Origin of the sequence: Enterobacter sp. R-25 (assembly GCF_049913205.1) — a bacterium.
Classification (GTDB): Bacteria; Pseudomonadota; Gammaproteobacteria; order Enterobacterales; family Enterobacteriaceae; genus Enterobacter; species Enterobacter ludwigii.
Genome location: NZ_CP183982.1, coordinates 2,831,720 through 2,858,710, shown reverse-complemented (window position 1 = coordinate 2,858,710; position 26,991 = coordinate 2,831,720). Strand labels below are relative to the sequence as shown.

The following is a 26,991-nucleotide window of genomic DNA, read 5'->3' as shown; positions in this document are numbered from 1 at the left end:
TCAGAAAAGAGAAGATTGTTGTGGGATAGAAGGGGCGCTGCCTACAGACGGAACCGCAGCCTGCAAGGCCTGCCAGAGAACATCGACCAGTTCGGGGGCGTGAGCGATATCCGGCGTATGGAGAAAGAGATACGGCGTGGTGGTTTGCTCCCATTTTGCTAATTTTTGCAGCCAGACGGCGAACATCTCCTGGTTTTGCTGCATATTATCGCTGCCGATAAACCTGACCATCGGGTTTTGCGCGGTGACCACGGCGTGAACAGGCACTCTGGGCTTTTTACGCTGGGCATCAATGATGGCCTCGTTATGCGGGATGGCGCTGTGCACGGGACGGCTGTCGAGAATCACCCGGTTCACCCCGCGCGCATGTAAGCCACGGTTAAGCGCCGTTTCAGCCTCTCCCTTGGCAAAAAACGCCGCATGTCTCACCTCAACGCCATAGGTAAAGTCCTTGGGCAGGGTATCAAGGAACTGCCATAGCGCAGGCAGGTCACGTGGGCTAAAGGTGGCCGGAAGCTGCAACCAGTACTGACCGATGCGGTTCGCCAGCGGTGACATCCGGCCAAAGAACTCGTGGGTCAAATCACCGCAGTTTCGCAGCGCAGCGGTGTGGGAGATCGTCGCCGGAAACTTGAAGCAGAAGCGGAAATCATCGGTCGTCTGGTCGCGCCAGCGCTCAACAATCTCTGCTCTGGGTAGCGCGTAGAGGGTGGTATTGCCCTCGACGCAGTTGAAATGACGGGCATATTCTTCAAGGCTGGTAATACCCAGGCGCACCCATTTCGGGTGCGACCACTGGGGCAGGCCAAGGTAGATCATAGGGCGCTTATAATGTCGTCCGTGCTTCGCACGCGGCCAATGCGCGGGAAGATGTGGGTCATACTGCCCTGGTGCTGCTCCGCAGACGCTGCGCTGCATGCATCTTCAGCAATCACCAGGTTAAAGCCCAGTTCCCAGGCGTTTCGGGCGGTGGATTCCACGCCAATGTTGGTGGAGATCCCACAGAGAATCAGGGTGTCGATACCGCGCCGACGCAGCTGCAGCTCAAGATCGGTGCCGTAGAATGCGCCCCACTGGCGTTTGGTCACTTCGATATCGCTGTCCCGTTTGCCGAGCGAAACCGGATAGGTCCACCAGTTTTCAGGTAGTGAATGTGCTGCAACCTGAGCATCGACAGGCTGTTTTAAGGCCTCAGCGAAATCCGCTGACCAGCCAACGCGCACCATGATCACAGGGGCCCCGCTGGCACGGCATTTTTCTGCCAGACGCGCGGCGCGGCTGACAACATCTTCGGCGCTGTGCGGGCCTCCGGCAAACGGCAGGATCCCTTCCTGTAAATCAATCACCACAAGCGCGGTTTTGCGGGCATTAAGTGTTAACATGGTAACTCCAGTGAAATGAGTCGCTTCCGCTACACCTTACGACGTAATGACCTGTTATCGGTCGGATAATTTTGTTAATTTTTGTGAGAATACGCAATAAGCGCGCAGCAAACGACCGTCTGGCCGTGGTTCGCTCTTATCGTCTGGCGGAATTTCCAGTATAATAGCCGCCTTTTTTCATCCAGTTGTGACATACAGAAAGCTGCGACATAGTAGCCTGCATTCCAGGCGACATTTAGCCTGCGGCTAATTAAGGGATATCTCATGCGTACAGAATATTGCGGGCAGCTGCGTCAGTCCCACGTTGGACAGCAGGTAACCCTGTGTGGTTGGGTCAATCGTCGTCGTGATCTTGGGAGCCTTATCTTCATCGATATGCGCGACCGCGAAGGTATCGTTCAGGTGTTCTTCGACCCAGATCGCGCAGATGCGTTGAAGCTGGCTTCTGAGCTGCGTAATGAGTTCTGCATTCAGGTCACCGGCACCGTACGTGCGCGTGACGAGAAAAACGTTAACGCAGACATGGCGACCGGCGCAATTGAAGTGCTGGCGTCGGATCTGGTTATCATCAACCGTGCTGAAGCGCTGCCGCTGGACTCCAACCACGTCAACACTGAAGAAGCGCGTCTGAAATACCGCTATCTGGACCTGCGTCGTCCGGAAATGGCTCAGCGCCTGAAAACCCGTGCGAAAATCACCAGCCTGGTGCGTCGCTTTATGGATGACCACGGTTTCCTCGACATCGAAACCCCAATGCTGACCAAAGCCACGCCGGAAGGCGCGCGCGACTACCTGGTTCCTTCCCGTGTACACAAAGGCAAATTCTACGCGCTGCCACAGTCTCCTCAGCTGTTCAAACAGCTGCTGATGATGTCCGGCTTCGATCGCTACTATCAGATTGTAAAATGCTTCCGCGACGAAGACCTGCGTGCTGACCGTCAGCCAGAATTTACCCAGATCGATGTGGAAACCTCCTTCATGACGGCCGAGCAGGTGCGTGAAGTGATGGAAGCCCTGGTGCGCAGTTTGTGGAATGACGTGAAAGGCGTGGAACTGGGTGATTTCCCCATCATGACCTTCGCTGAAGCTGAACGTCGCTACGGCTCTGACAAACCAGACCTGCGTAACCCGATGGAGCTGGTGGACGTTGCAGACCTGGTGAAATCCGTTGAGTTCGCGGTATTTGCCGGCCCGGCTAACGACCCAAAAGGTCGCGTGGCTGCCCTGCGTGTACCGGGCGGTGCGGCGCTGAGCCGTAAGCAGATTGACGATTACGGCAACTTCATCAAGATCTACGGCGCGAAAGGTCTGGCCTATATTAAAGTGACCGAACGTGCGAAAGGTCTGGAAGGCATTACCAGCCCGGTGGCGAAATTCCTGAACGCGGAAATCGTGGAAGCGATCCTCGAGCGCACGGGCGCACAGGATGGCGACATGATCTTCTTTGGCGCAGACAATAAGAAAATCGTTGCTGACGCAATGGGCGCGCTGCGCCTGAAGCTGGGTAAAGACCTGAGCCTGACGGACGAGAGCAAATGGGCTCCGCTGTGGGTAATCGACTTCCCAATGTTCGAAGACGACGGTGAAGGCGGCCTGACCGCAATGCACCACCCGTTCACCTCGCCAAAAGACATGACGGCGGCAGAGCTGAAAGCGGCACCGGAAGATGCGGTAGCAAACGCGTATGACATGGTTATCAACGGCTACGAAGTGGGTGGCGGTTCCGTGCGTATTCACAGCGGCGAAATGCAGCAAACAGTGTTTGGTATTCTGGGAATCAACGAGCACGAACAGCGCGAGAAATTCGGCTTCCTGCTGGACGCCCTGAAATACGGTACGCCGCCACACGCGGGTCTGGCATTCGGTCTTGACCGTTTGACCATGCTGCTGACCGGCACCGACAACATTCGTGATGTTATCGCCTTCCCGAAAACCACGGCTGCGGCCTGTCTGATGACGGAAGCCCCAAGCTTTGCCAACCCGGCCGCGCTGGCTGAGCTGGGCATTCAGGTGCTTCCGAAAGCTTCAAAAGAGATTTCGGAGAACGAATAATATGCAGTATAAGCGTCCCGTTTCGGTTCTGGTTGTCATTTATGCAGAAGATACGAAACGGGTGCTGATGTTGCAGCGGCGTGATGACCCTGATTTCTGGCAGTCGGTTACCGGCAGCCTGGAAGAGGGGGAGACCGCGTCGCAGGCCGCCGCGCGCGAAGTAAAGGAAGAGGTCACCATTGACGTTGCTTGCGAGCAACTGACCCTGAAGGACTGTCAGCGCACGGTGGAGTTTGAAATTTTTAGCCATTTACGTCATCGCTATGCGCCGGGTATTGAGCGCAATACGGAATCGTGGTTCTGTCTCGCGCTCCCCCATGAACGGGAGATCGTGTTTACCGAACACCTGACCTACCGCTGGGTGGATGCGGCGGATGCCGCTGCACTGACCAAATCGTGGAGCAACCGGCAGGCGATTGAAGAATTTGTAATTAACGTAGCCTGAAAAGGCGCGCTCTTTGAGGAAATTTTTATGGCAGGTCATAGTAAGTGGGCCAACACCAAACACCGCAAAGCGGCACAGGATGCCAAGCGCGGTAAAATCTTCACCAAAATTATTCGTGAGCTGGTTACAGCGGCACGTCTGGGCGGCGGCGATGCGGCGTCTAACCCGCGTCTGCGCGCGGCAGTGGATAAAGCCCTGTCCAACAACATGACGCGTGACACCCTGAACCGTGCTATCGCTCGTGGCGTAGGCGGTGATGAAGACGCGAACATGGAAACCATCATTTATGAAGGTTACGGTCCTGGCGGTACGGCGGTGATGGTTGAATGTCTGTCCGACAACCGTAACCGTACCGTAGCGGAAGTGCGTCATGCCTTCAGCAAATGCGGTGGTAACCTGGGCACTGACGGCTCCGTGGCCTATCTGTTCAGCAAAAAAGGCGTCATCTCCTTCGAGAAAGGCGACGAAGACGTAATCATGGAAGCGGCGCTGGAAGCCGGTGCAGAAGACGTTGTGACCTATGATGATGGCGCAATCGACGTCTACACCGCGTGGGAAGAGATGGGCGCAGTACGTGACGCGCTGGAAGCGGCGGGTCTGAAAGCCGACAACGCTGAAGTCTCCATGATCCCGTCAACCAAAGCGGACATGGATGCGGAAACGGCACCTAAACTGCTGCGTCTGATCGACATGCTCGAAGACTGCGACGACGTGCAGGAAGTGTATCATAACGGTGAAATCTCTGATGAGGTTGCAGCGACTCTCTGATGAGAGCGTATAAACCGTTTACGGGAGACGCGTGATGTCGATTATCCTCGGGATTGACCCCGGCTCGCGCGTCACCGGTTATGGCGTCATCCGGCAGGTAGGGCGCCAGTTAACCTACCTTGGCAGCGGCTGTATTCGGACCAAAGTGGACGATCTGCCGTCGCGCCTGAAGCTAATCTATGCTGGCGTGTCGGAGATCATCACCCAGTTTCAACCCGACTTTTTTGCCATCGAGCAGGTCTTTATGGCGAAAAACGCCGATTCAGCGTTAAAACTGGGTCAGGCACGGGGCGTCGCCATCGTTGCGGCGGTGAATCAGGATCTTCCGGTGTTCGAATACGCAGCCAGACAGGTCAAACAGACCGTCGTGGGGATTGGTAGCGCGGAGAAAAGTCAGGTGCAGCATATGGTGCGCACGCTCCTGAAGCTTCCCGCGAACCCGCAGGCAGACGCCGCCGATGCGCTGGCGATAGCCATTACCCACTGTCATATAAGCCAGAACGCGGTTCAGATGAGCGAATCGCGGCTTAATCTGGCGCGAGGCAGGTTACGATAATGACAAATCAGGCTGGATGTTTATCCAGCCTTTTTTTATTATGTCGGCAGTTAATTTCTTCCAGAACGCAGGAGCGTCACGTGATAGGCAGACTCAGAGGCATCATCATTGAAAAACAACCCCCGTTAGTGCTGCTGGAAGTCGGTGGCGTGGGCTATGAAGTCCATATGCCGATGACCTGCTTCTATGAGTTGCCGGACGCGGGCAAAGAGGCGATTGTCTTTACCCAGTTTGTGGTGCGTGAAGATGCCCAGTTGCTGTATGGCTTCAATAACAAACAGGAACGGATGCTGTTTCGCGAGCTGATCAAAACCAACGGCGTCGGGCCGAAGCTGGCGCTGGCAATTTTGTCCGGCATGTCCGCTCCGCAGTTCGTCAATGCCGTTGAGCGCGAAGATCCTGCTGCGCTGATTAAACTCCCGGGTATCGGCAAGAAAACCGCGGAGCGTCTGATTGTCGAGATGAAAGACCGCTTTAAAGGTCTGCATGGCGATCTGTTTACGCCTGCCGCTGATCTGGTGCTTACCTCGCCGGGCGCACAAGCCTCTGACGATGCTGAACAGGAAGCGGTTGCTGCGCTGGTGGCGCTGGGATATAAACCTCAGGAGGCCAGCCGGATGGTGAGCAAAATTGCCAAACCGGATGCCAGCAGTGAAACCCTGATTCGTGAAGCGCTACGCGCGGCATTGTGAGGTAAAGGATGATTGAAGCAGATCGCCTGGTATCGGCAGGCACCCTTCAGGCAGAAGACGTGGTGGATCGCGCCATCCGCCCGAAACTGCTTGATGAGTATATTGGCCAGCCGCAGGTTCGTTCTCAGATGGAGATCTTCATCCAGGCGGCAAAACTGCGCGGCGATGCACTCGATCACCTGCTGATTTTTGGCCCTCCCGGTCTGGGGAAAACCACGCTGGCGAACATTGTCGCCAATGAAATGGGCGTTAACCTGCGCACAACCTCTGGCCCGGTGCTGGAAAAAGCGGGCGATCTGGCGGCAATGTTGACCAACCTTGAACCGCATGACGTGCTGTTTATCGATGAGATCCACCGTCTGTCGCCGGTCGTGGAAGAGGTGCTCTATCCGGCAATGGAAGATTACCAGCTGGACATCATGATCGGTGAAGGTCCGGCAGCACGTTCCATCAAAATCGATCTGCCTCCGTTTACCCTGATTGGCGCGACGACGCGCGCCGGGTCATTGACCTCTCCGCTTCGCGATCGTTTTGGTATCGTTCAGCGTCTGGAGTTCTATCAGGTTGCGGATCTTCAGCATATCGTTGGCCGCAGTGCCCGCTATATGGGGCTGGAGATGAGCGAGGAAGGGGCGTTTGAGGTAGCGAAGCGCTCACGGGGGACGCCGCGTATTGCGAACCGCCTGTTGCGTCGCGTACGTGACTTTTCCGAAGTAAAGCACGATGGCACGATCTCGGCTGAGATTGCAGCGCAGGCGCTGGATATGCTGAATGTGGATGCTGAAGGCTTTGACTACATGGACCGTAAGCTGTTGCTGGCGGTACTGGATAAGTTCTTTGGCGGTCCGGTCGGACTGGATAACCTGGCGGCAGCGATTGGTGAAGAGCGCGAGACAATTGAAGATGTGCTTGAGCCGTATCTGATCCAGCAGGGTTTCTTGCAACGTACCCCGCGCGGTCGTATGGCAACGGTGCGGGCGTGGAACCATTTTGGTATTACCCCGCCAGCGATGCCGTAGCAGAGGTCCCCTCTCTAGGGTGGGAGAGGGGAGAGGCGATCAGCTTGCAGGCTTCTTCATCATACTGAAGATAAACAGCAGCGCCGCACACAGCACCACAGAAGGGCCTGCAGGGGTATCGTAGAACGCCGAGAAGGTTAACCCTCCCGTTACCGCAATCATCCCGATGATAACCGCGACACCGGCCATTTGCTCCGGCGTACGGGCAAAACGACGCGCAGTGGCCGCGGGGATAATCAGCAGGGAAGTGATGATCAGCGCGCCGACGAATTTCATCGCCACACCAATCGTTAACGCCGTCACCAGCATCAGCAATAGCTTCACGCGCTGCAGCTTCACGCCGTCGACAAACGCCAGATCCGGGCTGACGGTCATCGCCAGCAAATTACGCCACTGCCAGAGCAGAATACCCAGCACGACCACCACACCAGCGGCGATGGAGATCAGATCTTCAGGCGTCACGGCCAGCAGGTCACCGAACAGGTAGGCCATCAGATCAACACGAATGTTCGACATCAGGCTCACGACCACCAGACCCAGCGACAGGGCGCTGTGGGCCATAATACCAAGCAGCGTATCGATGGCGAGGTGAGGGCGCTTTTCCAGCCATACCAGCCCTGCGGCCAGCAGCAGCGTGACCACAATCACCGCGTAGAAGGGATTCACGTCCAGTAACAGGCCAAAGGCAACGCCCAGCAGAGATGCGTGTGCCAGCGTATCGCCAAAATAGGACATTCTGCGCCACACCACAAACGAGCCCAGCGGGCCCGCGGCGCAGGCAAGCATAATCCCGGCCAGCCAGCCGGGCAGTAACAGTTCAATCATGAGTGTCCATTTCCCCGGCGCAGGACAATTCGTCCCTGTAAATCATGGCGGTGATTGTGATGATGGCGATAAATTCCCAGCTGCTCAGCGCCGCGAGGGCCGAACATGGAGATGAATTCAGGGTGCATTGACACCACTTCCGGCGTGCCGGAACAGCAGATGTGATGGTTAAGGCACAGCACTTCGTCGGTCTTGGCCATCACCAGATGGAGATCGTGGGAAACCATCAGCACCGCACAGTTGAGTTCGCGGCGTAGCTGGTCGATTAAATCATAAAGTGCGACCTGACCATTGACGTCCACACCCTGCGTCGGCTCATCCAGCACCAGAAGCTGTGGGCTGCTCAACAGGGCGCGGGCAAGCAATACGCGCTGGGTTTCACCGCCGGACAGTTTCTGCAGTGGGGCATCAATCAGATGGCCTGCCTGCACGCGTTTCAGCGCCGGAAGAATATCGGCTTTATGTGTCCCGGGGCGCAGACGCAGGAAGCGGCTAACCGTCAGCGGCAGTGTGGCGTCGAGGTGGAGTTTTTGCGGCACATAGCCGATGCGTAATTTTTCCTCACGGCGGATAACCCCTTCGTCAGGTGTTACCAGACCCAGCACCACGCGCACCAGGGTGGATTTCCCTGCGCCATTGGGGCCGAGCAGCGTCAGAATTTTGCCGGGTTTCAGATCCAGCGACACGTCAGAGAGGACGCGGCGTTGGCCAAATGAGACCGAAATATTGTCGAGAGAAACCAAAGTCGTCATGTCAATTTAAGCTTGCAGAAGTCAACGAATGTTATAATATCACACCCCACGCATTCATTACGATGATTAGTCGCATTATGTTACATAAAAATACGCTTCTTTTCGCAGCATTATCCGCTGCCCTTTGGGGTTCAACAGCACAAGATGTTAACGCTGCTGTTGTCGCTTCGCTTAAACCGCTCGGTTTCATTGCTTCCGCGATTGCAGATGGGGTCACTGACACCCAGGTTCTGCTCCCTGATGGGGCTTCCGAGCATGATTATTCCCTGCGTCCATCTGATGTAAAACGCTTACAAAACGCGGACTTAGTTGTCTGGATTGGTCCAGAGATGGAAGCGTTTATGCAGAAGTCGGCAAAACAGGTGCCGGGCGAAAAACAGGTCGCCATTGCCGAACTCCCGGGCGTGAAACCGTTGCTCATGAAAGGGGCTGACGACGACGGTGATGAACATGATGCCGGACACGCCGACGGCGAAAAAGGTGATGGGGATCACCATCACGGCGAGTACAACATGCACCTTTGGCTATCCCCAGAGATAGCGCGGCTTTCGGCGGTTGCAATCCATGACAAATTAGTGGAACTTATGCCGCAAAGTCGAGCCAAACTAGACGCCAACCTGAAGGATTTTGAGGCACAATTAGCCGCAACCGATAAGCAGGTGGGTAATGAGCTCGCACCGTTGAAAGGAAAAGGGTATTTCGTTTTTCATGACGCCTATGGCTATTACGAGAAACACTACGGCCTGACCCCGCTGGGGCACTTTACCGTCAACCCTGAAATTCAACCTGGTGCGCAGCGTTTACATGAAATCAGAACACAGTTGGTTGAGCAGAAAGCGACATGCGTTTTTGCTGAGCCACAGTTCAGGCCAGCGGTCGTAGAAGCCGTGGCCAGGGGAACATCCGTGCGCATGGGAACCCTTGACCCGCTAGGAACGAATATCCAGTTGAGCAAAGCGAGCTATTCGCAGTTTCTCAGCCAACTGGCGAACCAGTATGCGAGCTGCCTGAAAGGAGATTAACGAGGAAGTGAATACGTGCAACAGATAGCCCGCTCTGTCGCCCTGGCATTTAACAATCTGCCTCGACCCCATCGCGTTATGCTGGGGTCTCTTACAGTTCTCACGTTAGCGGTCGCCGTCTGGCGGCCCTATGTTTACCATCCGAGTTCTGCCCCAATCATCAAAACCATCGAGCTTGAGAAGAGCGAGATTCGCTCTCTCCTCCCTGAGGCCAGTGAACCTATCGACCAGGCGGCTCAGGAAGATGAAGCCATCCCGCAGGATGAGCTGGACGATAAAACCGAGAATGAAGCGGGGATCCACGAATATGTCGTTTCGACGGGTGATACGTTAAGCAGCGTTCTGAACCAGTACGGTATCGACATGGGAAACATCAGCCAGCTGGCGGCGGCTGATAAAGATCTTCGTAACCTGAAAATTGGTCAACAGCTCTCCTGGACGTTAACCGCTGATGGCGATCTGCAACGCCTGACCTGGGAGATGTCCCGTCGCGAAACCCGCACCTACGATCGCACTGCAAACGGTTTCAAAATGACCAGTGAAATGCAGAAAGGCGACTGGGTGAACAGCGTGATGAAAGGGACCGTAGGCGCAAGCTTTGTCTCCAGCGCGCGCGATGCGGGGCTGACCAGCGCCGAGATCAGCTCGGTAATCAAAGCCATGCAGTGGCAAATGGACTTCCGCAAACTGAAGAAAGGCGATGAATTCTCCGTTCTCATGTCCCGTGAAATGCTTGACGGCAAGCGTGAGCAGAGCCAGCTGGTGGGTGTGCGTCTGCGCTCTGATGGCAAAGATTACTACGCCATTCGTGCCGAAGACGGTAAGTTCTACGACCGCAGCGGTACCGGGCTTGCGAAGGGCTTCCTGCGCTTCCCGACGGCTAAACAATTCCGTGTTTCATCCAACTTTAACCCGCGCCGTCTGAACCCGGTCACCGGGCGTGTTGCGCCGCACCGTGGCGTTGACTTTGCCATGCCGCAGGGGACCCCTGTGCTGGCTGTGGGTGATGGCGAAGTGGTGATTGCAAAACGTAGCGGTGCAGCCGGGTATTATGTCGCGGTGCGTCATGGTCGTACCTACACCACCCGCTATATGCACCTGCGTAAGCTACTGGTTAAGCCGGGACAGAAAGTGAAACGTGGCGACCGTATCGCGCTCTCCGGGAATACCGGGCGCTCTACCGGGCCGCATTTGCACTATGAGGTATGGATTAACCAACAGGCAGTGAACCCGCTTACGGCGAAACTGCCGCGTACCGAAGGCCTGACAGGTAAAGATCGTTCCGATTACCTGGCGCAGGTGAAAGAGGTGATTCCGCAGCTGCGCTTTGATTAAGCCCTCTGTTTTGTGAAAAAGCCGGCCTCAGTATGTGCCGGCTTTTTGTTTTGTGCGCGAGCGGCTGCCTCGCTACACTATCTGAATGAAATTTTGCGTCACCAGACCCTGGAACCAGCATGGAAACCCAAAAAAACAATATTGAGTACATTCCTGAGTTTGAAAAATCTTTTCGCCACCCGCGCAACTGGAGTGCCTGGCTTGGCGTTTACGCATTTGCGGGGATTGCGATGTTACCTGCCTCGGTTCGCGATCCGGTACTGGGAAAAATAGGCCGCCTGGCGGGTCGGTTTGGTAAAAGTGCCCGTCGCCGTGCGCAGATTAACCTCCTGTACTGTTTCCCGGAGAAGAGTGACGCCGAGCGTGAAGCGCTGATTGACGACATGTACACGACCGCGCCGCAGGCCATGGCGATGATGGCCGAACTGGCGCTCAAAGGGCCGGAGAAAGTTCAGACGCGTGTTGACTGGAAAGGGCTGGAAATCATCGAAGAGATGCGCCGCAACAACGAGAAGGTGATCTTCCTCGTTCCTCACGGCTGGGGCGTGGATATTCCTGCGATGCTGATGGCGTCACAGGGGCAGAAAATGGCGGCAATGTTCCATAACCAGGGCAATAAGATCTTTGATTACGTCTGGAACACCGTGCGGCGCCGTTTTGGTGGCCGTCTGCATGCGCGTAATGATGGCATCAAACCGTTTATACAGTCCGTGCGTCAGGGCTACTGGGGTTACTATCTGCCGGATCAGGACCACGGCCCCGAGCACAGTGAGTTTGTAGATTTCTTCGCGACGTATAAAGCCACGTTGCCGGCGATTGGCCGCCTGATGAAAGTCTGCCGTGCGCGCGTTATTCCGCTGTTTCCGGTATACGACGGGAAAACCCATCGCCTGAGCATTGAAGTGCGTCCACCGATGGATGATTTACTGACGGCGGACGATCACACCATTGCGCGCCGAATGAACGAAGAGGTCGAGATTCTGGTGGGACCGCATGCTGAGCAATACACGTGGATACTGAAGTTGCTCAAAACGCGTAAGCCCGGTGAAACAGAGCCGTACAAACGCAAAGAGCTTTACCCGAAGAAATAAGCAGAAATAAAAAAAAGCCCGCTTCGAAAAGAGCGGGCTTTTTAACAGGGGCGTACTTACTCGACGGTCAATACGCGAGTGGTATTGGTCGAGCCGATGGTGCTCATCACGTCACCCTGAGTCACAATCACGATATCACCGGAGACCAGATAGCCTTTGTCACGCAGCAGGTTCACGGCGTCGTGGGCAGCCGCGACACCGTCGTTGGTGCTGTCGAAGTGAACCGGCGTGACACCGCGATACAGCGCCGTCAGGTTCAGCGTACGCTCGTGACGGGACATGGCGAAGATGGGCAGACCGGAGCTGATACGAGAGGTCATCAGCGCGGTACGGCCAGATTCGGTCATGGTGATAATCGCCGTTACGCCTTTCAGGTGGTTAGCGGCGTACATGGCAGACATCGCAATTGCTTCTTCCACATTGTCGAACTGCACATCCAGACGGTGTTTAGAGACGTTGATGCTTGGGATCTTTTCAGCACCCAGGCAAACGCGTGCCATCGCGGCTACGGTTTCAGCAGGGTACTGGCCGGCAGCGGTTTCTGCAGAAAGCATTACGGCATCGGTACCGTCCAGCACGGCGTTAGCCACGTCCATCACCTCTGCACGGGTCGGCATTGGGTTGGTGATCATGGATTCCATCATCTGGGTTGCGGTGATCACGGCGCGGTTAAGCTGACGTGCACGGCGGATCAGGGCTTTCTGGATCCCCACCAGTTCAGGGTCGCCAATTTCCACGCCCAGATCGCCACGGGCAACCATCACCACGTCAGACGCCAGAATCACGTCATCCATCGCGTCCTGATCGCAAACGGCTTCCGCACGTTCCACTTTAGCAACGATTTTGGCATCACAGCCCGCATCACGTGCCAGACGGCGCGCGTAGTTCAGGTCTTCGCCACAGCGTGGGAAGGAGACGGCCAGATAGTCAACGCCAATCAGCGCAGCGGTCACGATATCCGCTTTGTCTTTATCGGTCAGCGCTTCGGCTGAGAGGCCACCGCCAAGTTTGTTAATGCCTTTGTTGTTTGAGAGCGGGCCGCCGACGGTGACTTCGGTGAAAACCTTCATCCCCTGAACTTCCAGCACTTTCAGCTGAACGCGACCGTCGTCGAGCAGCAGGATATCGCCAGGCACAACGTCAGCTGGCAGACCTTTATAGTCGATCCCAACTTTTTCTTTATCGCCTTCGCCTTTACCCAGGTTGGCATCGAGCAGGAATTTGTCGCCGATATTGAGGAAGACTTTACCTTCTTTGAAGGTTGAAACACGAATTTTTGGACCCTGCAGGTCCCCGAGGATAGCAACATGACGACCAAGTTTGGCCGCAATTTCACGCACTTTGTCGGCACGTAATTTATGGTCTTCTGGCGTACCGTGAGAGAAGTTCATACGCACCACGTTGGCACCCGCGGCGATAATTTTCTCGAGATTGTTATCGCGGTCAGTGGCCGGGCCTAAGGTGGTTACGATCTTGGTTCTGCGAAGCCTTCTGGACATGTAATACTCCGTTGACTGAAACAACTTTGGTGTTGCGTGAACATTAAATCGGCCTTCATCTGCTGCAAGGCAACAGAGAGAGGACCGAATGCCGTAAATCGTTACATCGTAGTTATTAAACTATTTAGGGAACATCGCTTTTCATAAGCAATTCTTTATCAAAACGCGATTCCTTAAGCGCTTCCTTGACACGCTTCAAGTTATCTCTGAATTTTGCACCACGGCGCAGGGTGAAACCGGTTGCCAGCACGTCAATCACCGTGAGCTGCGCCAGACGGGAGACCATCGGCATATACATGTCGGTGTCTTCCGGGACGTCAAGGGTGATGGCGAGCGTTGCTTCTCTTGCCAGCGGCGTGCCCGCCGTCGTGAGGGCAATAACCATGGCATCGTTTTCACGCGCCAGTTGCGCCAGCTCCACCTGGCTTTTGGTGCGCCCGGTGTGCGAAATGAGTACCACGACATCATCTTCACTGCAATTCATACAGCTCATGCGTTGCAGGACAATGTCATCGGAATAAATGACCGGGACGTTAAAGCGGAAGAATTTATTCATGGCGTCATGCGCCACGGCCGCCGACGAGCCGAGGCCAAAGAACGCAATGCGCTTGGCCTGGGTCAGTAAATCTACCGCGCGGTTCACGGAATTCATATCCAGGGACTGGCGAACGTGGTCCAGCGTAGCCATGGCCGACTCAAATATTTTCGCCGTATAGGCATCAACACTGTCGTCTTCATCCACATTGCGATTAACATAAGGCGTGCCGTTTGCCAGACTTTGTGCAAGATGCAGTTTAAAATCAGGAAAGCCGCGCGTTTCAAGGCTACGGCAGAAGCGGTTAACCGTCGGTTCGCTGACGCCTGCCTCCTGCGCCAGAGCGGCGATGCTTGAATGAATCGCCTGAGCAGGAGCGGCAAGAATGACTTCGGCCACTTTTCGCTCGGATTTGCTAAGGTGTTCCAGTTGGAACTGGATTTTTTCCAGCATGTTCATTGTTAACAGGGCGCTCATGGGTGGAAACGATTTCATTAATTCATGAAATCATGATTCGATTTAGCCGATATTACCCCTGTGGCTTCCATAAAGGGTAACAGTCGACAAGATAATGTTGTTGTTTTTTTTCATTACTTGATCGGTGTCGGGTTTTGTTATGACCCTGTAGTTCAAAGAATCAACGCTTTTTGCGTGATTCCGCCACCACACGCGTCTGACGGCGAAAAAATCGCGGTATCGCACGCGAGGTTAAGCGCTAATGGTTTCGGGAATGACGTAAAAGCAGTACAGTGCAACGTAATAAAATTACAACGATACCTGGCAGAAGTACCAGGTGATCCAACTGAGGAGAATGACATGGCGGTAACGCAAACAGCCCAGGCATGTGACCTGGTCATTTTCGGCGCGAAAGGCGATCTTGCACGCCGGAAATTGCTGCCTTCCCTGTATCAACTGGAGAAAGCGGGCCAAATTCATCCGGATACGCGTATCCTGGGCGTTGGGCGCGCCGACTGGGACAAGGAAGCTTATACCAAGGTCGTACGCGAGGCGCTCGAAACGTTCATGAAGGAAAAGATTGATGAAAGTTTGTGGGATACCCTGAGCGGACGTCTTGATTTCTGTAACCTGGACGTGAACGACGTCAGCGCGTTTAACCGTTTAGGCGCGATGCTGGATCAGAAAAACCGTGTCACCATTAACTACTTCGCCATGCCGCCAAGCACTTTCGGTGCAATCTGCAAAGGCCTGGGCGAAGCGAAGCTGAACGCTAAACCGGCACGCGTGGTGATGGAGAAACCGCTGGGGACCTCTCTTTCAACCTCCCGCGAAATTAACGACCAGGTCGGCGAGTACTTCGAAGAGTGCCAGGTCTACCGTATCGACCACTATCTCGGTAAAGAGACGGTACTGAACCTGCTGGCGCTGCGTTTTGCCAACTCCCTGTTTGTGAATAACTGGGACAACCGTACCATCGACCATGTGGAAATCACCGTGGCCGAAGAGGTAGGTATCGAGGGCCGCTGGGGTTACTTCGACCAGGCCGGTCAGATGCGCGACATGATCCAGAACCACCTGCTGCAAATCCTTTGCATGATTGCCATGTCTCCACCGTCTGACCTGACGGCGGACAGCATCCGTGACGCTAAAGTGAAAGTGCTGAAGTCACTGCGTCGCATCGATCGCTCAAACGTGCGTGAGAAAACGGTACGCGGCCAGTACACCGCAGGGTTTGCTCAGGGTAAAAAAGTGCCGGGCTACCTGGAAGAAGAGGGTGCTAACAAGGCGAGCAATACCGAGACGTTTGTGGCGATCCGCGTGGATATCGATGACTGGCGCTGGGCGGGTGTTCCGTTCTACCTGCGTACCGGTAAACGTCTGCCGACCAAATGCTCTGAAGTAGTCGTTTACTTCAAAAACCCTGAACTCAACCTGTTCAAAGAGTCCTGGCAGGAGCTGCCGCAGAACAAACTGACCATTCGTCTGCAGCCAGACGAAGGGGTGGACATCCAGATCCTGAACAAAGTGCCGGGCCTGGATCACAAACATAACCTGCAGACCACCAAGCTGGACCTGAGCTACTCCGAAACATTCAATCAGACGCACCTTGCCGATGCTTACGAGCGTCTGCTGCTGGAAACCATGCGCGGTATCCAGGCGCTGTTCGTGCGTCGCGATGAAGTGGAAGAAGCGTGGAAATGGGTCGACTCCATCACTGAAGCCTGGGCTGCGGATCAGGATGCGCCAAAACCGTATCAGGCGGGCACCTGGGGGCCTGTCGCGTCCGTCGCGATGATCACCCGTGATGGCCGCTCCTGGAATGAGTTTGAGTAAAATAATCAGCTGCCTCTTAGGTGTTATTTTACCGGTAACATGATCTAACACAGTTCGTGGCACAATTTATAAACTTTTAAGCTCCGCGTGGATTCACCCGCGGAGCTTTTTTTATTACACTGCCGGAAGTGATTTTGCCCCTGAGCTCCGGACAGCAAGCGTTTCAGCGTTGTTAATAATCGCCAGCGACTTTGTAAACTCCCGAGCCCGGACAGATAAATTAGAGGAGCTTTTATGAATCCGACATTGTTACGCGTAACACAACGCATTATTGAGCGCTCGAAAGAGACCCGTTCTGCCTACCTCGCCCGGATTGAACAGGCCAAAAGTAATACCGTTCATCGCTCACAACTCGCCTGCGGTAACCTGGCGCACGGTTTCGCCGCCTGCCAGCCCGACGATAAAGCCTCGCTGAAAAGCATGCTGCGTAACAATATCGCCATCATTACCTCCTACAACGACATGCTTTCTGCGCATCAGCCGTACGAAGTGTATCCGGAGATCATCCGTAAAGCGCTGCACAGCGTCAATGCGGTAGGCCAGGTCGCGGGCGGCGTGCCGGCCATGTGCGACGGCGTGACGCAGGGTCAGGATGGGATGGAGCTCTCTCTGCTGAGCCGCGAAGTGATTGCGATGTCGGCCGCAGTGGGCCTGTCTCACAATATGTTTGATGGCGCGCTGTACCTCGGCGTGTGCGATAAAATCGTCCCGGGGCTGGCCATGGCAGCGCTGTCGTTTGGTCATCTGCCTGCGATCTTCGTGCCGTCAGGTCCGATGGCAAGCGGCCTGCCAAACAAAGAAAAAGTGCGTATCCGTCAGCTGTATGCGGAAGGTAAAGCAGACCGTCAGGCGCTGCTGGAAGCGGAAGCCGCCTCCTACCATGCGCCGGGCACCTGTACTTTCTACGGTACGGCCAACACCAACCAGATGGTGGTGGAATTTATGGGGATGCAGCTTCCTGGGTCCTCTTTCATTCAGCCGGATGCGCCACTGCGTAAGGCCCTGACTGAAGCAGCTGCCCGCCAGGTAACGCGTCTGACCGGTAACGGCAACGCGTGGATGCCGCTGGGTAAAATGGTCGACGAGAAAGTGATCGTCAACGGTATCGTTGCGCTGCTGGCAACCGGCGGTTCAACCAACCACACCATGCATCTGGTGGCGATGGCGCGCGCGGCGGGCATCCTGATTAACTGGGATGATTTCTCGGATATCTCGTCTGTGGTGCCACTGATGGCGCGCCTGTACCCGAACGGCCCGGCTGACATCAACCACTTCCAGGCTGCCGGTGGCGTGCCGGTGCTGATGCGCGAGCTGCTGAAAGGCGGTCTGCTGCATGAAGATGTGAACACCGTGGCGGGCTTTGGTCTGCAGCGTTATACCCATGAGCCGTGGCTCAATAACGGTGAGCTTGACTGGCGTGAAGGCGCCACCGCCTCGCTTGACGCACAGGTTATCGCCACCTTTGAACAACCGTTCTCTCGTCACGGCGGCACCAAAGTGCTCAGCGGTAACCTGGGGCGTGCGGTGATGAAAACCTCCGCCGTACCGGAAGAGAACCAGATTATCGAAGCGCCGGCCGTGGTGTTTGAAAGCCAGCATGACGTTTTGCCTGCGTTTGATGCCGGTCTGCTCGACAAAGATTGCGTCGTTGTGGTGCGCCATCAGGGGCCAAAAGCGAACGGGATGCCAGAATTACATAAACTTATGCCGCCACTTGGTGTATTATTGGACCGCCGTTTCAAAATTGCGTTAGTGACCGATGGACGCCTCTCTGGCGCATCAGGTAAAGTGCCTTCTGCCATCCACGTGACCCCGGAAGCTTACGACGGCGGTTTGCTGGCGAAAGTTCGTGATGGAGACATGATCCGCGTCAACGGTCAGACAGGTGAGTTAACCCTGCTGGTGGATGACGCTGAACTGGCGGCACGTAAGCCACATATTCCTGACCTGAGCGCATCGCGCGTGGGAACCGGACGCGAAATGTTTGGCGCGCTGCGTGAGAAACTCTCCGGTGCGGAGCAGGGCGCAACCTGTATTACGTTTTAAGACGACTTGATTTTATCGATCTGGCGAGAGAAAACTCTGATGAAAAACTGGAAAACAAGTGCAGAAGCAATCCTGACCACTGGCCCTGTCGTGCCGGTAATCGTGGTGAACAAGCTGGAACATGCTGTCCCGATGGCGAAAGCCCTGGTCGCGGGTGGTGTTCGTGTTCTGGAAGTGACCCTGCGTACCGCCTGCGCGATGGACGCTATTCGCGCTATCGCCAAAGAAGTGCCGGACGCGATCATCGGTGCGGGTACCGTACTGAACGCACAGCAGCTGGCTGACGTGACCGAAGCGGGCGCGCAGTTCGCTATCAGCCCTGGCCTGACCGAGCCGCTGCTGAAAGCTGCAACCGAAGGCACGATCCCTCTGATCCCGGGTATCAGCACCGTATCTGAACTGATGATGGGTATGGATTACGGCCTGAAAGAGTTCAAATTCTTCCCGGCTGAAGCTAACGGCGGCACCAAAGCGCTGCAGGCTATTGCGGGTCCATTCTCTCAGGTTCGCTTCTGCCCGACGGGTGGTATCTCTCCGGCAAACTACCGTGACTACCTGGCGCTGAAAAGTGTCCTGTGCATCGGTGGTTCATGGCTGGTTCCTGCGGATGCGCTGGAAGCAGGCGACTGGGATCGCATCACTAAACTGGCTCGCGAAGCGGTTGAAGGCGCGAAGCAGTAATCGAAGACAGTATGAAAAACGGGCTTGCTGGCCCGTTTTTTTTATCCTGCAACCTTCACGTTCGCGGCGGCTGTTTTGGCTCTTGCCACAGCCTCATCCACGTTTTCACCGGTCGCTAGCGCCACGCCAAGGCGGCGCGTGCCGTCAATCTCCGGTTTCCCGAACAGACGAACCTGCAAGCCTGCACCCATAGCCCCTTCGACGTTATCAAAGGTGACGTTCTGGCTGGTTAATAGCGGCAGGATCACCGCCGAAGCCGCCGGGCCGTACTGACGAATGCCGCCAACGGGCAGGCCGAGGAAGGCACGCACATGCAGGGCGAATTCAGAAAGGTCCTGCGAAATCAGCGTGACCATCCCGGTATCGTGCGGGCGAGGGGAGACTTCACTGAAAATTACCTCATCGCCGCAGACAAACAGCTCCACGCCAAACAATCCGTAACCGCCCAGCGCCAGAACTACTTTACGGGCAATTTCCTGCGCACGTGCCAGCGCCAGATCGCTCATCTGCTGCGGCTGCCAGGACTCACGATAGTCGCCATCTTCCTGACGGTGGCCAATCGGATCGCAGAAATGGACGCCATCAACGGCGCTGACCGTCAGCAGCGTGATTTCGAAATCAAACTTTACGACGCCTTCGATAATCACGCGACCGGCACCGGCACGTCCTCCCTGCTGGGCATACTCCCACGCCTTATCCAGAGTGCTGCTGTCGCGGATAAAGCTCTGTCCTTTACCGGAGGAACTCATGACGGGCTTAATGATGCACGGGTAGCCAATTTCGTCGACAGCCTGCAGGAAAGCGGCTTTATCGCCGGCAAAACGGTAGCCTGAGGTAGGTAAGGCCAGCTCTTCAGCCGCCAGACGACGAATGCCTTCGCGGTTCATGGTGAGTTTGGCCGCTTTTGCGCAGGGCACCACGCGCTGGTCTTCCTGCTCAAGGGCGATCAGCGTATCGGTAGCAATGGCTTCAATTTCGGGTACCACGAAATCCGGTTTCTCCTGCGTAATGAGCGTACGCAGGGCATCGCCATCCAGCATATTGATCACATAAGAACGGTGGGCGACATGCATGGCAGGTGCGTCAGCGTAACGATCCACTGCAATGACTTCCACGCCCAAACGCTGGCACTCAATGGCGACCTCTTTACCCAGTTCACCCGATCCTAACAGCATCACACGCGTCGCCGCAGGTCGCAGCGCGGTTCCTAAACGAGTCATAACAATCCCCCTGAAAAAGTTGCGCGCATTATAAACGTAAACGTTTGCGTCTGTCTTGTTCAGGGCCCGAGAGCGGTCAAGAAATTTGCGCTTCTTTAGCCGTGGCAGACATTTCCTGACGCCTGCTCGCTTACGCTGGGAGACATATTCACCGTTAAGTGAGGGAAACCATGTCAGGCTGGCTAAATCAATTGCAATCCATGTTGGGGCAGAAAACGTCGTCATCCGGCGAGCAGGGGCTGAGCAAACTCCTGGTGCCGGGGGCGCTTGGCGGGCTGGCTGGACTGCTGGTTGCCAATAAATCCTCGCGTAAGTTACTGGCAAAGTATGGTACCGGCGCGCTGCTGGCGGGCGGCGGCGCTATTGCGGGTACCGTACTGTGGAACAAATACAAGGACAGAGTGCGGACCGCGCACAGCGACGAACCCCACTTTGGTGAGCAGACCTCGCCGCTGGATCTGCGTACCGAACGGCTCATCCTGGCGCTGGTGTTCGCGGCAAAAAGCGACGGGCACATTGATGACCAGGAACGATCGGCGATTGAGCAGCAACTGCGTGAGGCCGGTGTCGAAGAAAGGGGCAGAGCGCTGGTGGCGCAGGCCATCGAACAGCCACTCGAACCGCAGCGTCTGGCGCAAAGCGTGAAAAATGAGGAAGAGGCGCTTGAACTCTATTTTCTGAGCTGTGCCGCCATCGATATCGATCACTTTATGGAGCGCAGCTATCTCAATGCGCTGGGTGATGCCCTGAAGATCCCACAAGATGTCCGGGACGGGATCGAGAAGGATATTCAGGAGCAAAAACGGGCGTTACAAGGCTAACTGCCGCCGTCGCAGCCATGTTTCGCTTGCATCATGCGTGGGTTTTGCCAACCTTATAGGGTGTAAAACTCAAAAGAATGATGACATGCCACCGAAAGCCCGACGTACTCCTTATTCGATCACCACGCATGGCGATACGCGTATAGATAACTATTACTGGTTGCGGGACGACTCCCGTTCCCGGCCAGAAGTGCTCGACTACCTGCACGAGGAAAACGACTATGGCCGCAAGGTCATGTCCAGCCAGCAGGCGTTGCAGGATCAGCTGTTAAAAGAAATGGTGCAGCGTATCCCCCAGCGCGATATTTCCGCGCCCTGGACCAAAAATGGCTATCGATATCGCCATATCTACGAACCTGGCAACGAGTATCCCATCTACCAGCGACAGTCGGTGTTATGCGCCGAATGGGATGAGTGGGACATCCTGCTGGATGCCAACCAGCGCGCCGCCCATAGCGAGTTTTATACCCTCGGCGGCATGTCTATTTCCCCCGATAACACCATTATGGCGCTGGCGGAGGATTACCTCTCCCGTCGTCAGTACGGTTTGCGTTTTCGCAATCTGGAAACCGGTAACTGGTATCCGGAAATGCTGGATAATGTTTCGCCGGACTTTGTCTGGGCGAATGATTCCGAAACGGTCTACTACGTCAAAAAGCATGCCTCCACGTTGTTGCCTTACCAGGTGTGGCGCCACACCGTTGGGACGGATTCTGCTGACGACGAACTGGTTTACGAAGAGAAAGACGAAACGTTTTATGTCAGCCTGCACAAAACCTCGTCTCGCCACTATGTGATTATCTTCCTGGCCAGCGCCACAACCTCTGAAGTTCTGCTTCTGGACGCCGAGCTACCTGATGCGCAGCCGCTGTGCTTCCTGCCGCGACGTAAAGATCATGAATACAGCCTCGATCACTTCCAGCACAGCTTTTACCTGCGCTCTAATCGGGAGGGTAAAAACTTTGGCCTCTACAAAACCAAAGTACGCGATGAACGGAAGTGGGAAGTGTTAATCCCCGCCCGGGAGCAGGTAATGCTCGAAGGGTTTACGCTGTTCACCGACTGGCTGGTGGTTGAGGAGCGCCAGCGGGGGCTGACCAGCCTTCGGCAAATTAACCGCAAAACGCGGGAAGTGATCGGGATTGCGTTTGACGACCCGGCCTATGTTACGTGGATAGGGTTTAATCCTGAGCCGGAATCGTCGCGTCTGCGCTACGGCTACTCGTCTATGACCACGCCCGATACGCTCTTTGAGCTGGATATGGACACCGGGCAACGTCAGGTGCTTAAACAGTCCGAAGTGAAAGGGTTCGATTCCGACAACTACCGAAGCGAACACCTGTGGGTTACCGCCCGCGATGGCGTCGAGGTGCCGGTCTCGCTTGTTTATCATCGGGCGCATTTCCAGAAAGGTAAGAATCCGATTCTGGTTTACGGCTACGGCTCCTACGGCTCAAGCATGGACGCTGATTTCAGCAGCAGCCGGTTAAGTCTGCTGGATCGCGGTTTTGTGTTCGCCATTGCGCATGTTCGCGGCGGCGGGGAGTTGGGTCAGCACTGGTATGAAGACGGGAAATTCCTGAAAAAGAAAAATACCTTCAATGATTATCTCGACGTCTGCGATGCGTTGATTGAGCAGGGCTATGGCGATCCTGGGCTTTGCTTTGGTATGGGCGGCAGCGCGGGAGGATTATTGATGGGGGCCGTCATCAATCAGCGTCCCGAACGCTTTAAAGGGATTATTGCGCAGGTGCCGTTTGTCGATGTGGTAACGACCATGCTGGATGAATCCATCCCGCTGACGACCGGAGAGTTTGAAGAGTGGGGCAACCCGCAGGATGAGATCTACTATCGCTACATGAAAGAGTACAGCCCGTACGACAATGTGGAAGCGAAAGCGTATCCGCACATGCTGGTAACCACCGGATTGCACGATTCACAGGTGCAATACTGGGAGCCTGCAAAATGGGTGGCGAAACTGCGGGAACTGAAAACCGACGACAACCTGCTGCTGCTGTGCACGGATATGGACTCCGGTCACGGCGGGAAATCGGGACGATTTAAATCTTACGAAGGCGTGGCTCTGGAGTATGCGTTTTTGATTGGCCTGGCACAGGAGACGCTGCCAGGCCGTGCGGAGCGTTAAGCTTCGCCAAGATAGTGCTTAAGCGTTAAACGCAGTTCCGGGCTCATCTTATCGAGGTTGTTATAGAGCCAGCGCAGATAGCCCGGATCTTTATCCGCAATATCGGAAACCGCCCGACCGCGGTATTTGCCAAAGGTGAAGGTAGTCAGCAACGCCGGACGCCCGGTAATGGTCGCCATATCATCTGGGGTCCAGCCGGAGTTATTCATAATATCAATGAGTAACGCGGCGGTGATGTAGCAGTCATACAGGGCGCGGTGATGGTGCAGACCCTCCGGCGTTCTGACGCTCAGCTTACGGGATTTGTACAACGCCATATTGCTGTACTTAATCCCGGGCCAGAGACGACGCGCCAGTTTCATCGTGCAAATCCATTCTCCGGGCATGTCGGGGAGCACCCGGCGGTCAAAACTGGCGTTGTGCGCGACGTACCACGGGCTACCGTAATAATGGGGTATCACCTCTTCTATCCACGGTTTGTCCGCCACCATCGATTCTGTAATACGATGAATAGCCATTGCCTGCGGGCTGATCGGGCGGTCGGGACGTACCAGATGGCTCATTGGGTTGACTATTTTTCCATCAATCACGTCGACAGAAGCCACTTCCACTATTCCGCCCTGAAGATCGCAGGTTTCGGTATCGATGACGCGCAGCATTGAACTCTCCTGAGCCTAAAACGCCTAGCCTAAAGGAATGATATCGCCTTGCCAACCCTGTCTGCCAAGAGATCCGGTCAATAGCAGTTCACCTTTGTCCGCGCGGACGATCAGCTGACCTTTTTCATCCCATAACGCGCTGCCGCCGCGCGCGTTCGCCATTAACACCGCAATGGCATATTTGTGTGCGAATCGCTGCAGGGTACTGATGGATTGCCGCCAGCGGCTATCTCCCACTGACTGGCAGCTGGTAAACAGCGTCGCCTGTGGGTCGAGATTTGGCGAATCAGCATGTGCATCGATGATCGTCAGCTGTTTATCACCCGGGATCAGGCTTGCACCACGACCCTGAGGGTAGCGCAGGATGCTATGGCGAGAAGGGGTAAACAGGGCAAGGCCTTTCTGACGACGGCCATTCACGTCGAGCGGAAGCCCGGCAATAATAGTGATCCGGTATAATTTCGCGGCGTTTAGCAACGGGGCCAGCTGTTTATCATGGGGAGGGGCAGGGAGCGTCGTTGTCCCTGGGCCAGTTAATGAGAGCTCCGGGAATACCAGCAAATCGCACTGCTGTCGTGCCGCTTCGGCAATGAAACGGAGATGGTGCGCGACATGTTCATCTACACTGTGGTGCAGCCCGGCATACTGGGCCGCAGCAATATTCCATTGTGACATCGTGACTTCCTTTACACAGAGTCGCAGTGATTTAAGAATACACCTAATTTAATCAGGGTTTTCTTATCCTGCCATATTCCGCGTAAGGAAGTGTAACGACTCGTTAAGCTTATTTAACTTTAGGTTCGTACGGTAAACGAGAAAGGTTAACTGAGGCGAGACGATGCGCAATTAAGCGTTCGCGAAACCAGTCGCGCAGATGAGCAGGTTGCTCACGTTCAACCACTTCAGCCACGATGGGCATGTTGTAACGCTCTTTAAATGCGACGCCAGCGGCAGCGAGATCGACATTCACTTTATCCATCTCGTCCTGAGGAAGGGCGGCCAGATTGATCTTCATTACCTTCTCCTTTTTTAGACGGCGGCAACGTTACCGCGATTGCTCGACGATGACAAGCAGAGGTGGGATGTTCCTCGACTCGCTTATTATACAGAGTTATTCTTTGCCATACAGGCATAACAAAAAGGAATGATTGCGATGGGTTTATCCTCTTCCCGCGCGGCAGGCGCACTGGTCTTTTTGGCCTCCTGCGTGATGTCACCCTCCGTGCTGGCGCACGCTCACCTTAAACAACAGACTCCGGCAGCAGATAGCCTCGTGACGGCACCGCGTACGCTGACGCTGACGTTTTCAGAAGGTATTGAGCCCGGTTTTAGCGGTGTGGTGGTGACGGATGCACAAAAGCAGACCATCAGGACCGGTGCCGTTAAACGCGACGAGAAAGACAAGACGCAGCTGAATGTGCCGCTGGATCGCGAGTTGACGCCCGGAACCTACCAGGTTGACTGGCATGTGGTGTCGGTAGACGGCCACAAGACAAAAGGCAGTTATCACTTTAGCGTGAAATAGCATGCTGGCGATGTGCTACGTAGGGCTGCGCTTTCTCCATTTCGGCGCGTTAATGCTTATTTTTGGCAATGCGCTGTATAGCGTCTGGTTTGCTCCTTCCTCTCTGCAACGGCTCATGTCCCGGCGTTTTCAGTTGCAGCAGAGAATGGCGGCGTTAATCAGCCTGGTGACAGCGCTCCTGATGTTTACGCTTCAGGGCGGGTTAATGGGGAATGGCTGGGGCGATGTCGTCAACCCCGACATCTGGCATAGCGTGCTGGGGACGCAGTTTGGAAGTGTCTGGCTGTGGCAAATCATTCTCGCGGCCCTTACTGCCGGTACAGCATGGCTGGCTCCGCATAAAGGCTCACGGCTGTTACTGCTCGCCATGGGACAGTTCGTCCTGCTGGCGGGAGTGGGGCATGCAACAATGAACGAAGGCGCGGTGGGCGCATTACAGCGCCTTAATCACGCTCTTCATGTGTTATGTGCCGCAACCTGGCTTGGGGGATTACTGCCGCTGCTGTTTTGCATGCGTCTGGCGAAAGGGCAGTGGCAGCCTGCCGCAATCTACACCATGATGCGCTTCTCACGCGTGGGGCATTACGCCGTAGCAGGCGTGGTGCTTACCGGCGTTTTCAATGCGCTGTTTATCCTGGGTATCGATATTCCCTGGCAGGCCCGTTACGTGCAATTTTTGTTGTTCAAATGTGCGCTGGTGGCTTTGATGGTGGTAATTGCGCTGGCAAATCGGTATTTTCTGGTGCCACGGTTTCGTGCGCAAAGCGGGCGAGAACAACAAATATTTATCAGAATGACACAAGCAGAAGTGGTGCTGGGTGCGCTGGTGCTGGCTACAGTCAGTCTGTTCGCGACCTGGGAACCCTTCTGACAAGGTTAACTATCCTATGAAAAAGACATTACTTTCTCTCATCTTGCTGGCCTGCACGGGGAGTGCCTTGGCCGCACCACAGGTCATTACCGTCAGCCGTTTTGAAGTGGGTAAGGACAAATGGGCGTTTAATCGTGAAGAGGTGATGCTGACCTGCCGTCCGGGGCACGCCTTGTATGCGATTAACCCAAGCACGCTGGTGCAATACCCTTTAAATGATGTCGCAGAGCAGCAGGTCGCCAGCGGCAAAAGCAGTGGACAGCCAATCAGCGTTATTCAGATTGATGATCCCGCGCATCCAGGGCAGAAGATGAGCCTGGCACCGTTTATCGAGCGTGCAGACACGCTTTGTTAATCTTCGGGTTTCCAATAAAAAACCGCAGATGCTTGCGAAAGCACTGCGGTTTTTCACTTTTAATGATGCTCATACGCTTTTTTTCCGGCCGCTTTAACTGAGGACTGGAAAACCTGGCGTCGTCATCTATTCTTAAAAGGCAAGGCGACTTAGCCTGCATTAATGCCAACTTTTAGCGCACGGCTCTCTCCCAAGAGCCATTTCCCTGGACCGAATACAGGAATCGTATTCGGTCTCTTTTTATCTGATTGAAAGCAAACGATTTATTCCTTTCACCGGCTCTCTCAGAAGGGACACGTTCAGTGATCCGCCTTCAACCATATCACAAAACGGCAGGCGTAAGTCCAGCCCTTTTTGCCGGTTTTGTTAAATTTTTGTGCAGAGTTGAAGAAAGCTCTCAGC

At 55.1% G+C, this 26,991-nt stretch carries 27 protein-coding genes; 17 read left to right on the top strand and 10 right to left on the bottom strand.

Features of this window, described 5'->3' with window-relative positions; all coding sequences use genetic code 11:
- Both ACN9MQ_RS13705 and ACN9MQ_RS13700 read right to left on the bottom strand, forming a co-directional pair.
- Positions 1 to 819 carry a DUF72 domain-containing protein gene (locus tag ACN9MQ_RS13705; RefSeq protein ID WP_040017790.1) on the bottom strand — a complete coding sequence of 273 codons (819 nt, stop codon included), beginning with the start codon at positions 817 to 819 and terminating at the stop codon, positions 1 to 3.
- Positions 816 to 1,382, bottom strand: coding sequence for a hydrolase (locus tag ACN9MQ_RS13700; RefSeq protein ID WP_032678431.1), 567 nt, complete (start codon positions 1,380 to 1,382; stop codon positions 816 to 818). Before ACN9MQ_RS13700 ends, ACN9MQ_RS13705 begins: the two co-directional genes overlap by 4 nt.
- Positions 1,383 to 1,646: 264 nt before the next feature.
- Here ACN9MQ_RS13700 and aspS point away from each other — a divergent pair, with 264 nt between their 5' ends.
- From aspS to ruvB, 6 genes are all read left to right on the top strand, one after another.
- Positions 1,647 to 3,434, top strand: coding sequence for an aspartate--tRNA ligase (aspS, locus tag ACN9MQ_RS13695; protein ID WP_032678430.1), 1,788 nt, complete (start codon positions 1,647 to 1,649; stop codon positions 3,432 to 3,434).
- 1 nt (position 3,435) lies between these two features.
- Positions 3,436 to 3,879, top strand: coding sequence for a dihydroneopterin triphosphate diphosphatase (gene nudB, locus ACN9MQ_RS13690; protein ID WP_014170644.1), 444 nt, complete (start codon positions 3,436 to 3,438; stop codon positions 3,877 to 3,879).
- A 27-nt stretch (positions 3,880 to 3,906) separates the two neighbouring features.
- The gene (locus ACN9MQ_RS13685; RefSeq protein ID WP_014170643.1) at positions 3,907 to 4,647 is read left to right on the top strand and encodes a YebC/PmpR family DNA-binding transcriptional regulator; all 741 of its coding nucleotides are present in this window, start codon (positions 3,907 to 3,909) and stop codon (positions 4,645 to 4,647) included.
- A gap of 34 nt (positions 4,648 to 4,681) precedes the next feature.
- Positions 4,682 to 5,203 (top strand): crossover junction endodeoxyribonuclease RuvC, encoded by a 522-nt coding sequence (gene ruvC / locus ACN9MQ_RS13680; protein ID WP_025203848.1) that lies wholly within the window; start codon positions 4,682 to 4,684, stop codon positions 5,201 to 5,203.
- 80 nt (positions 5,204 to 5,283) lie between these two features.
- The gene (ruvA, locus tag ACN9MQ_RS13675; protein ID WP_020883395.1) at positions 5,284 to 5,895 is read left to right on the top strand and encodes a Holliday junction branch migration protein RuvA; all 612 of its coding nucleotides are present in this window, start codon (positions 5,284 to 5,286) and stop codon (positions 5,893 to 5,895) included.
- Between the two features lie 8 nt (positions 5,896 to 5,903).
- Complete coding sequence (gene ruvB, locus ACN9MQ_RS13670; protein ID WP_014170640.1) at positions 5,904 to 6,914, top strand: Holliday junction branch migration DNA helicase RuvB; 1,011 nt, start codon at positions 5,904 to 5,906, stop codon at positions 6,912 to 6,914.
- A 39-nt stretch (positions 6,915 to 6,953) separates the two neighbouring features.
- Here the strand turns inward: ruvB and znuB are convergent, their stop codons facing one another.
- A complete protein-coding gene (gene znuB / locus ACN9MQ_RS13665; RefSeq protein WP_014170639.1) occupies positions 6,954 to 7,739 on the bottom strand; it encodes a zinc ABC transporter permease subunit ZnuB in 786 nt (261 codons plus the stop codon).
- Entirely contained in the window at positions 7,736 to 8,491 is a 756-nt protein-coding gene (gene znuC, locus ACN9MQ_RS13660) for a zinc ABC transporter ATP-binding protein ZnuC (RefSeq protein ID WP_014170638.1), read from the bottom strand. The genes znuB and znuC overlap by 4 nt, the downstream gene beginning before the upstream one ends.
- A gap of 77 nt (positions 8,492 to 8,568) precedes the next feature.
- On the opposite strand from znuC, the gene znuA reads away from it, so the two are divergent.
- The 3 genes from znuA (at position 8,569) to lpxM (ending at position 11,939) form a co-directional block, all read left to right on the top strand.
- The gene (znuA, locus tag ACN9MQ_RS13655) at positions 8,569 to 9,513 is read left to right on the top strand and encodes a zinc ABC transporter substrate-binding protein ZnuA (protein ID WP_025203849.1); all 945 of its coding nucleotides are present in this window, start codon (positions 8,569 to 8,571) and stop codon (positions 9,511 to 9,513) included.
- 15 nt (positions 9,514 to 9,528) lie between these two features.
- A complete protein-coding gene (mepM, locus tag ACN9MQ_RS13650; protein ID WP_014170636.1) occupies positions 9,529 to 10,848 on the top strand; it encodes a murein DD-endopeptidase MepM in 1,320 nt (439 codons plus the stop codon).
- Positions 10,849 to 10,967: 119 nt separating this feature from the next.
- A complete protein-coding gene (gene lpxM, locus ACN9MQ_RS13645) occupies positions 10,968 to 11,939 on the top strand; it encodes a lauroyl-Kdo(2)-lipid IV(A) myristoyltransferase (protein WP_025203850.1) in 972 nt (323 codons plus the stop codon).
- A gap of 56 nt (positions 11,940 to 11,995) precedes the next feature.
- On the opposite strand, the gene pyk is transcribed toward lpxM, so the two are convergent.
- A complete protein-coding gene (gene pyk / locus ACN9MQ_RS13640) occupies positions 11,996 to 13,438 on the bottom strand; it encodes a pyruvate kinase (RefSeq protein ID WP_020883399.1) in 1,443 nt (480 codons plus the stop codon).
- Between the two features lie 124 nt (positions 13,439 to 13,562).
- A complete protein-coding gene (locus tag ACN9MQ_RS13635; protein ID WP_025203851.1) occupies positions 13,563 to 14,432 on the bottom strand; it encodes a MurR/RpiR family transcriptional regulator in 870 nt (289 codons plus the stop codon).
- A gap of 357 nt (positions 14,433 to 14,789) precedes the next feature.
- On the opposite strand from ACN9MQ_RS13635, the gene zwf reads away from it, so the two are divergent.
- The 3 genes from zwf to kdgA all read left to right on the top strand — a co-directional run bounded on the left by zwf (position 14,790) and on the right by kdgA (position 18,992).
- Positions 14,790 to 16,265, top strand: coding sequence for a glucose-6-phosphate dehydrogenase (gene zwf / locus ACN9MQ_RS13630; RefSeq protein WP_020883401.1), 1,476 nt, complete (start codon positions 14,790 to 14,792; stop codon positions 16,263 to 16,265).
- 234 nt (positions 16,266 to 16,499) lie between these two features.
- Positions 16,500 to 18,311 (top strand): phosphogluconate dehydratase, encoded by a 1,812-nt coding sequence (edd, locus tag ACN9MQ_RS13625; RefSeq protein ID WP_014170631.1) that lies wholly within the window; start codon positions 16,500 to 16,502, stop codon positions 18,309 to 18,311.
- A gap of 39 nt (positions 18,312 to 18,350) precedes the next feature.
- A complete protein-coding gene (kdgA, locus tag ACN9MQ_RS13620; RefSeq protein ID WP_020883402.1) occupies positions 18,351 to 18,992 on the top strand; it encodes a bifunctional 4-hydroxy-2-oxoglutarate aldolase/2-dehydro-3-deoxy-phosphogluconate aldolase in 642 nt (213 codons plus the stop codon).
- A 41-nt stretch (positions 18,993 to 19,033) separates the two neighbouring features.
- On the opposite strand, the gene purT is transcribed toward kdgA, so the two are convergent.
- Positions 19,034 to 20,212: a formate-dependent phosphoribosylglycinamide formyltransferase gene (gene purT, locus ACN9MQ_RS13615; RefSeq protein WP_426020971.1), complete on the bottom strand. Its 1,179-nt coding sequence runs from the start codon at positions 20,210 to 20,212 to the stop codon at positions 19,034 to 19,036.
- Positions 20,213 to 20,382: 170 nt separating this feature from the next.
- On the opposite strand from purT, the gene ACN9MQ_RS13610 reads away from it, so the two are divergent.
- Both ACN9MQ_RS13610 and ptrB read left to right on the top strand, forming a co-directional pair.
- A complete protein-coding gene (locus ACN9MQ_RS13610) occupies positions 20,383 to 21,033 on the top strand; it encodes a tellurite resistance TerB family protein (RefSeq protein WP_020883404.1) in 651 nt (216 codons plus the stop codon).
- A gap of 85 nt (positions 21,034 to 21,118) precedes the next feature.
- Positions 21,119 to 23,179 carry an oligopeptidase B gene (gene ptrB, locus ACN9MQ_RS13605; protein ID WP_426020972.1) on the top strand — a complete coding sequence of 687 codons (2,061 nt, stop codon included), beginning with the start codon at positions 21,119 to 21,121 and terminating at the stop codon, positions 23,177 to 23,179.
- On the opposite strand, the gene exoX is transcribed toward ptrB, so the two are convergent.
- The 3 genes from exoX to ACN9MQ_RS13590 all read right to left on the bottom strand — a co-directional run bounded on the left by exoX (position 23,176) and on the right by ACN9MQ_RS13590 (position 24,853).
- Positions 23,176 to 23,838 carry an exodeoxyribonuclease X gene (gene exoX, locus ACN9MQ_RS13600; protein ID WP_014170626.1) on the bottom strand — a complete coding sequence of 221 codons (663 nt, stop codon included), beginning with the start codon at positions 23,836 to 23,838 and terminating at the stop codon, positions 23,176 to 23,178. The genes ptrB and exoX overlap by 4 nt on opposite strands.
- A gap of 24 nt (positions 23,839 to 23,862) precedes the next feature.
- Complete coding sequence (locus ACN9MQ_RS13595; protein ID WP_032680779.1) at positions 23,863 to 24,513, bottom strand: carbon-nitrogen hydrolase family protein; 651 nt, start codon at positions 24,511 to 24,513, stop codon at positions 23,863 to 23,865.
- A gap of 109 nt (positions 24,514 to 24,622) precedes the next feature.
- Positions 24,623 to 24,853: a DNA polymerase III subunit theta gene (locus ACN9MQ_RS13590; RefSeq protein WP_013096102.1), complete on the bottom strand. Its 231-nt coding sequence runs from the start codon at positions 24,851 to 24,853 to the stop codon at positions 24,623 to 24,625.
- A 138-nt stretch (positions 24,854 to 24,991) separates the two neighbouring features.
- Here ACN9MQ_RS13590 and yobA point away from each other — a divergent pair, with 138 nt between their 5' ends.
- From yobA to ACN9MQ_RS13575, 3 genes are read left to right on the top strand one after another with little or no spacing between them, the layout of a single operon-like run.
- Positions 24,992 to 25,363 carry a CopC domain-containing protein YobA gene (yobA, locus tag ACN9MQ_RS13585; RefSeq protein WP_020883407.1) on the top strand — a complete coding sequence of 124 codons (372 nt, stop codon included), beginning with the start codon at positions 24,992 to 24,994 and terminating at the stop codon, positions 25,361 to 25,363.
- 1 nt (position 25,364) lies between these two features.
- Entirely contained in the window at positions 25,365 to 26,234 is an 870-nt protein-coding gene (copD, locus tag ACN9MQ_RS13580) for a copper homeostasis membrane protein CopD (protein WP_032680780.1), read from the top strand.
- A 16-nt stretch (positions 26,235 to 26,250) separates the two neighbouring features.
- Positions 26,251 to 26,589: a YebY family protein gene (locus tag ACN9MQ_RS13575; RefSeq protein ID WP_014170622.1), complete on the top strand. Its 339-nt coding sequence runs from the start codon at positions 26,251 to 26,253 to the stop codon at positions 26,587 to 26,589.
- Positions 26,590 to 26,991 lie beyond the last annotated feature (402 nt).

Excerpts from the sequence above, each read along its gene's own strand:
- ACN9MQ_RS13705 (WP_040017790.1), bottom strand. The coding sequence starts at position 819 with ATGATCTACCTTGGCCTGCCCCAGTGGTCGCACCCGAAATGGGTGCGC.
- ACN9MQ_RS13700 (WP_032678431.1), bottom strand. The coding sequence starts at position 1,382 with ATGTTAACACTTAATGCCCGCAAAACCGCGCTTGTGGTGATTGATTTA.
- aspS (WP_032678430.1), top strand. The coding sequence starts at position 1,647 with ATGCGTACAGAATATTGCGGGCAGCTGCGTCAGTCCCACGTTGGACAG.
- nudB (WP_014170644.1), top strand. The coding sequence starts at position 3,436 with ATGCAGTATAAGCGTCCCGTTTCGGTTCTGGTTGTCATTTATGCAGAA.
- ACN9MQ_RS13685 (WP_014170643.1), top strand. The coding sequence starts at position 3,907 with ATGGCAGGTCATAGTAAGTGGGCCAACACCAAACACCGCAAAGCGGCA.
- ruvC (WP_025203848.1), top strand. The coding sequence starts at position 4,682 with ATGTCGATTATCCTCGGGATTGACCCCGGCTCGCGCGTCACCGGTTAT.
- ruvB (WP_014170640.1), top strand. The coding sequence starts at position 5,904 with ATGATTGAAGCAGATCGCCTGGTATCGGCAGGCACCCTTCAGGCAGAA.
- znuB (WP_014170639.1), bottom strand. The coding sequence starts at position 7,739 with ATGATTGAACTGTTACTGCCCGGCTGGCTGGCCGGGATTATGCTTGCC.
- znuC (WP_014170638.1), bottom strand. The coding sequence starts at position 8,491 with ATGACGACTTTGGTTTCTCTCGACAATATTTCGGTCTCATTTGGCCAA.
- znuA (WP_025203849.1), top strand. The coding sequence starts at position 8,569 with ATGTTACATAAAAATACGCTTCTTTTCGCAGCATTATCCGCTGCCCTT.
- lpxM (WP_025203850.1), top strand. The coding sequence starts at position 10,968 with ATGGAAACCCAAAAAAACAATATTGAGTACATTCCTGAGTTTGAAAAA.
- pyk (WP_020883399.1), bottom strand. The coding sequence starts at position 13,438 with ATGTCCAGAAGGCTTCGCAGAACCAAGATCGTAACCACCTTAGGCCCG.
- ACN9MQ_RS13635 (WP_025203851.1), bottom strand. The coding sequence starts at position 14,432 with ATGAACATGCTGGAAAAAATCCAGTTCCAACTGGAACACCTTAGCAAA.
- zwf (WP_020883401.1), top strand. The coding sequence starts at position 14,790 with ATGGCGGTAACGCAAACAGCCCAGGCATGTGACCTGGTCATTTTCGGC.
- edd (WP_014170631.1), top strand. The coding sequence starts at position 16,500 with ATGAATCCGACATTGTTACGCGTAACACAACGCATTATTGAGCGCTCG.
- kdgA (WP_020883402.1), top strand. The coding sequence starts at position 18,351 with ATGAAAAACTGGAAAACAAGTGCAGAAGCAATCCTGACCACTGGCCCT.
- purT (WP_426020971.1), bottom strand. The coding sequence starts at position 20,212 with ATGACTCGTTTAGGAACCGCGCTGCGACCTGCGGCGACGCGTGTGATG.
- ACN9MQ_RS13610 (WP_020883404.1), top strand. The coding sequence starts at position 20,383 with ATGTCAGGCTGGCTAAATCAATTGCAATCCATGTTGGGGCAGAAAACG.
- ptrB (WP_426020972.1), top strand. The coding sequence starts at position 21,119 with ATGCCACCGAAAGCCCGACGTACTCCTTATTCGATCACCACGCATGGC.
- exoX (WP_014170626.1), bottom strand. The coding sequence starts at position 23,838 with ATGCTGCGCGTCATCGATACCGAAACCTGCGATCTTCAGGGCGGAATA.
- ACN9MQ_RS13595 (WP_032680779.1), bottom strand. The coding sequence starts at position 24,513 with ATGTCACAATGGAATATTGCTGCGGCCCAGTATGCCGGGCTGCACCAC.
- ACN9MQ_RS13590 (WP_013096102.1), bottom strand. The coding sequence starts at position 24,853 with ATGAAGATCAATCTGGCCGCCCTTCCTCAGGACGAGATGGATAAAGTG.
- yobA (WP_020883407.1), top strand. The coding sequence starts at position 24,992 with ATGGGTTTATCCTCTTCCCGCGCGGCAGGCGCACTGGTCTTTTTGGCC.
- copD (WP_032680780.1), top strand. The coding sequence starts at position 25,365 with ATGCTGGCGATGTGCTACGTAGGGCTGCGCTTTCTCCATTTCGGCGCG.
- ACN9MQ_RS13575 (WP_014170622.1), top strand. The coding sequence starts at position 26,251 with ATGAAAAAGACATTACTTTCTCTCATCTTGCTGGCCTGCACGGGGAGT.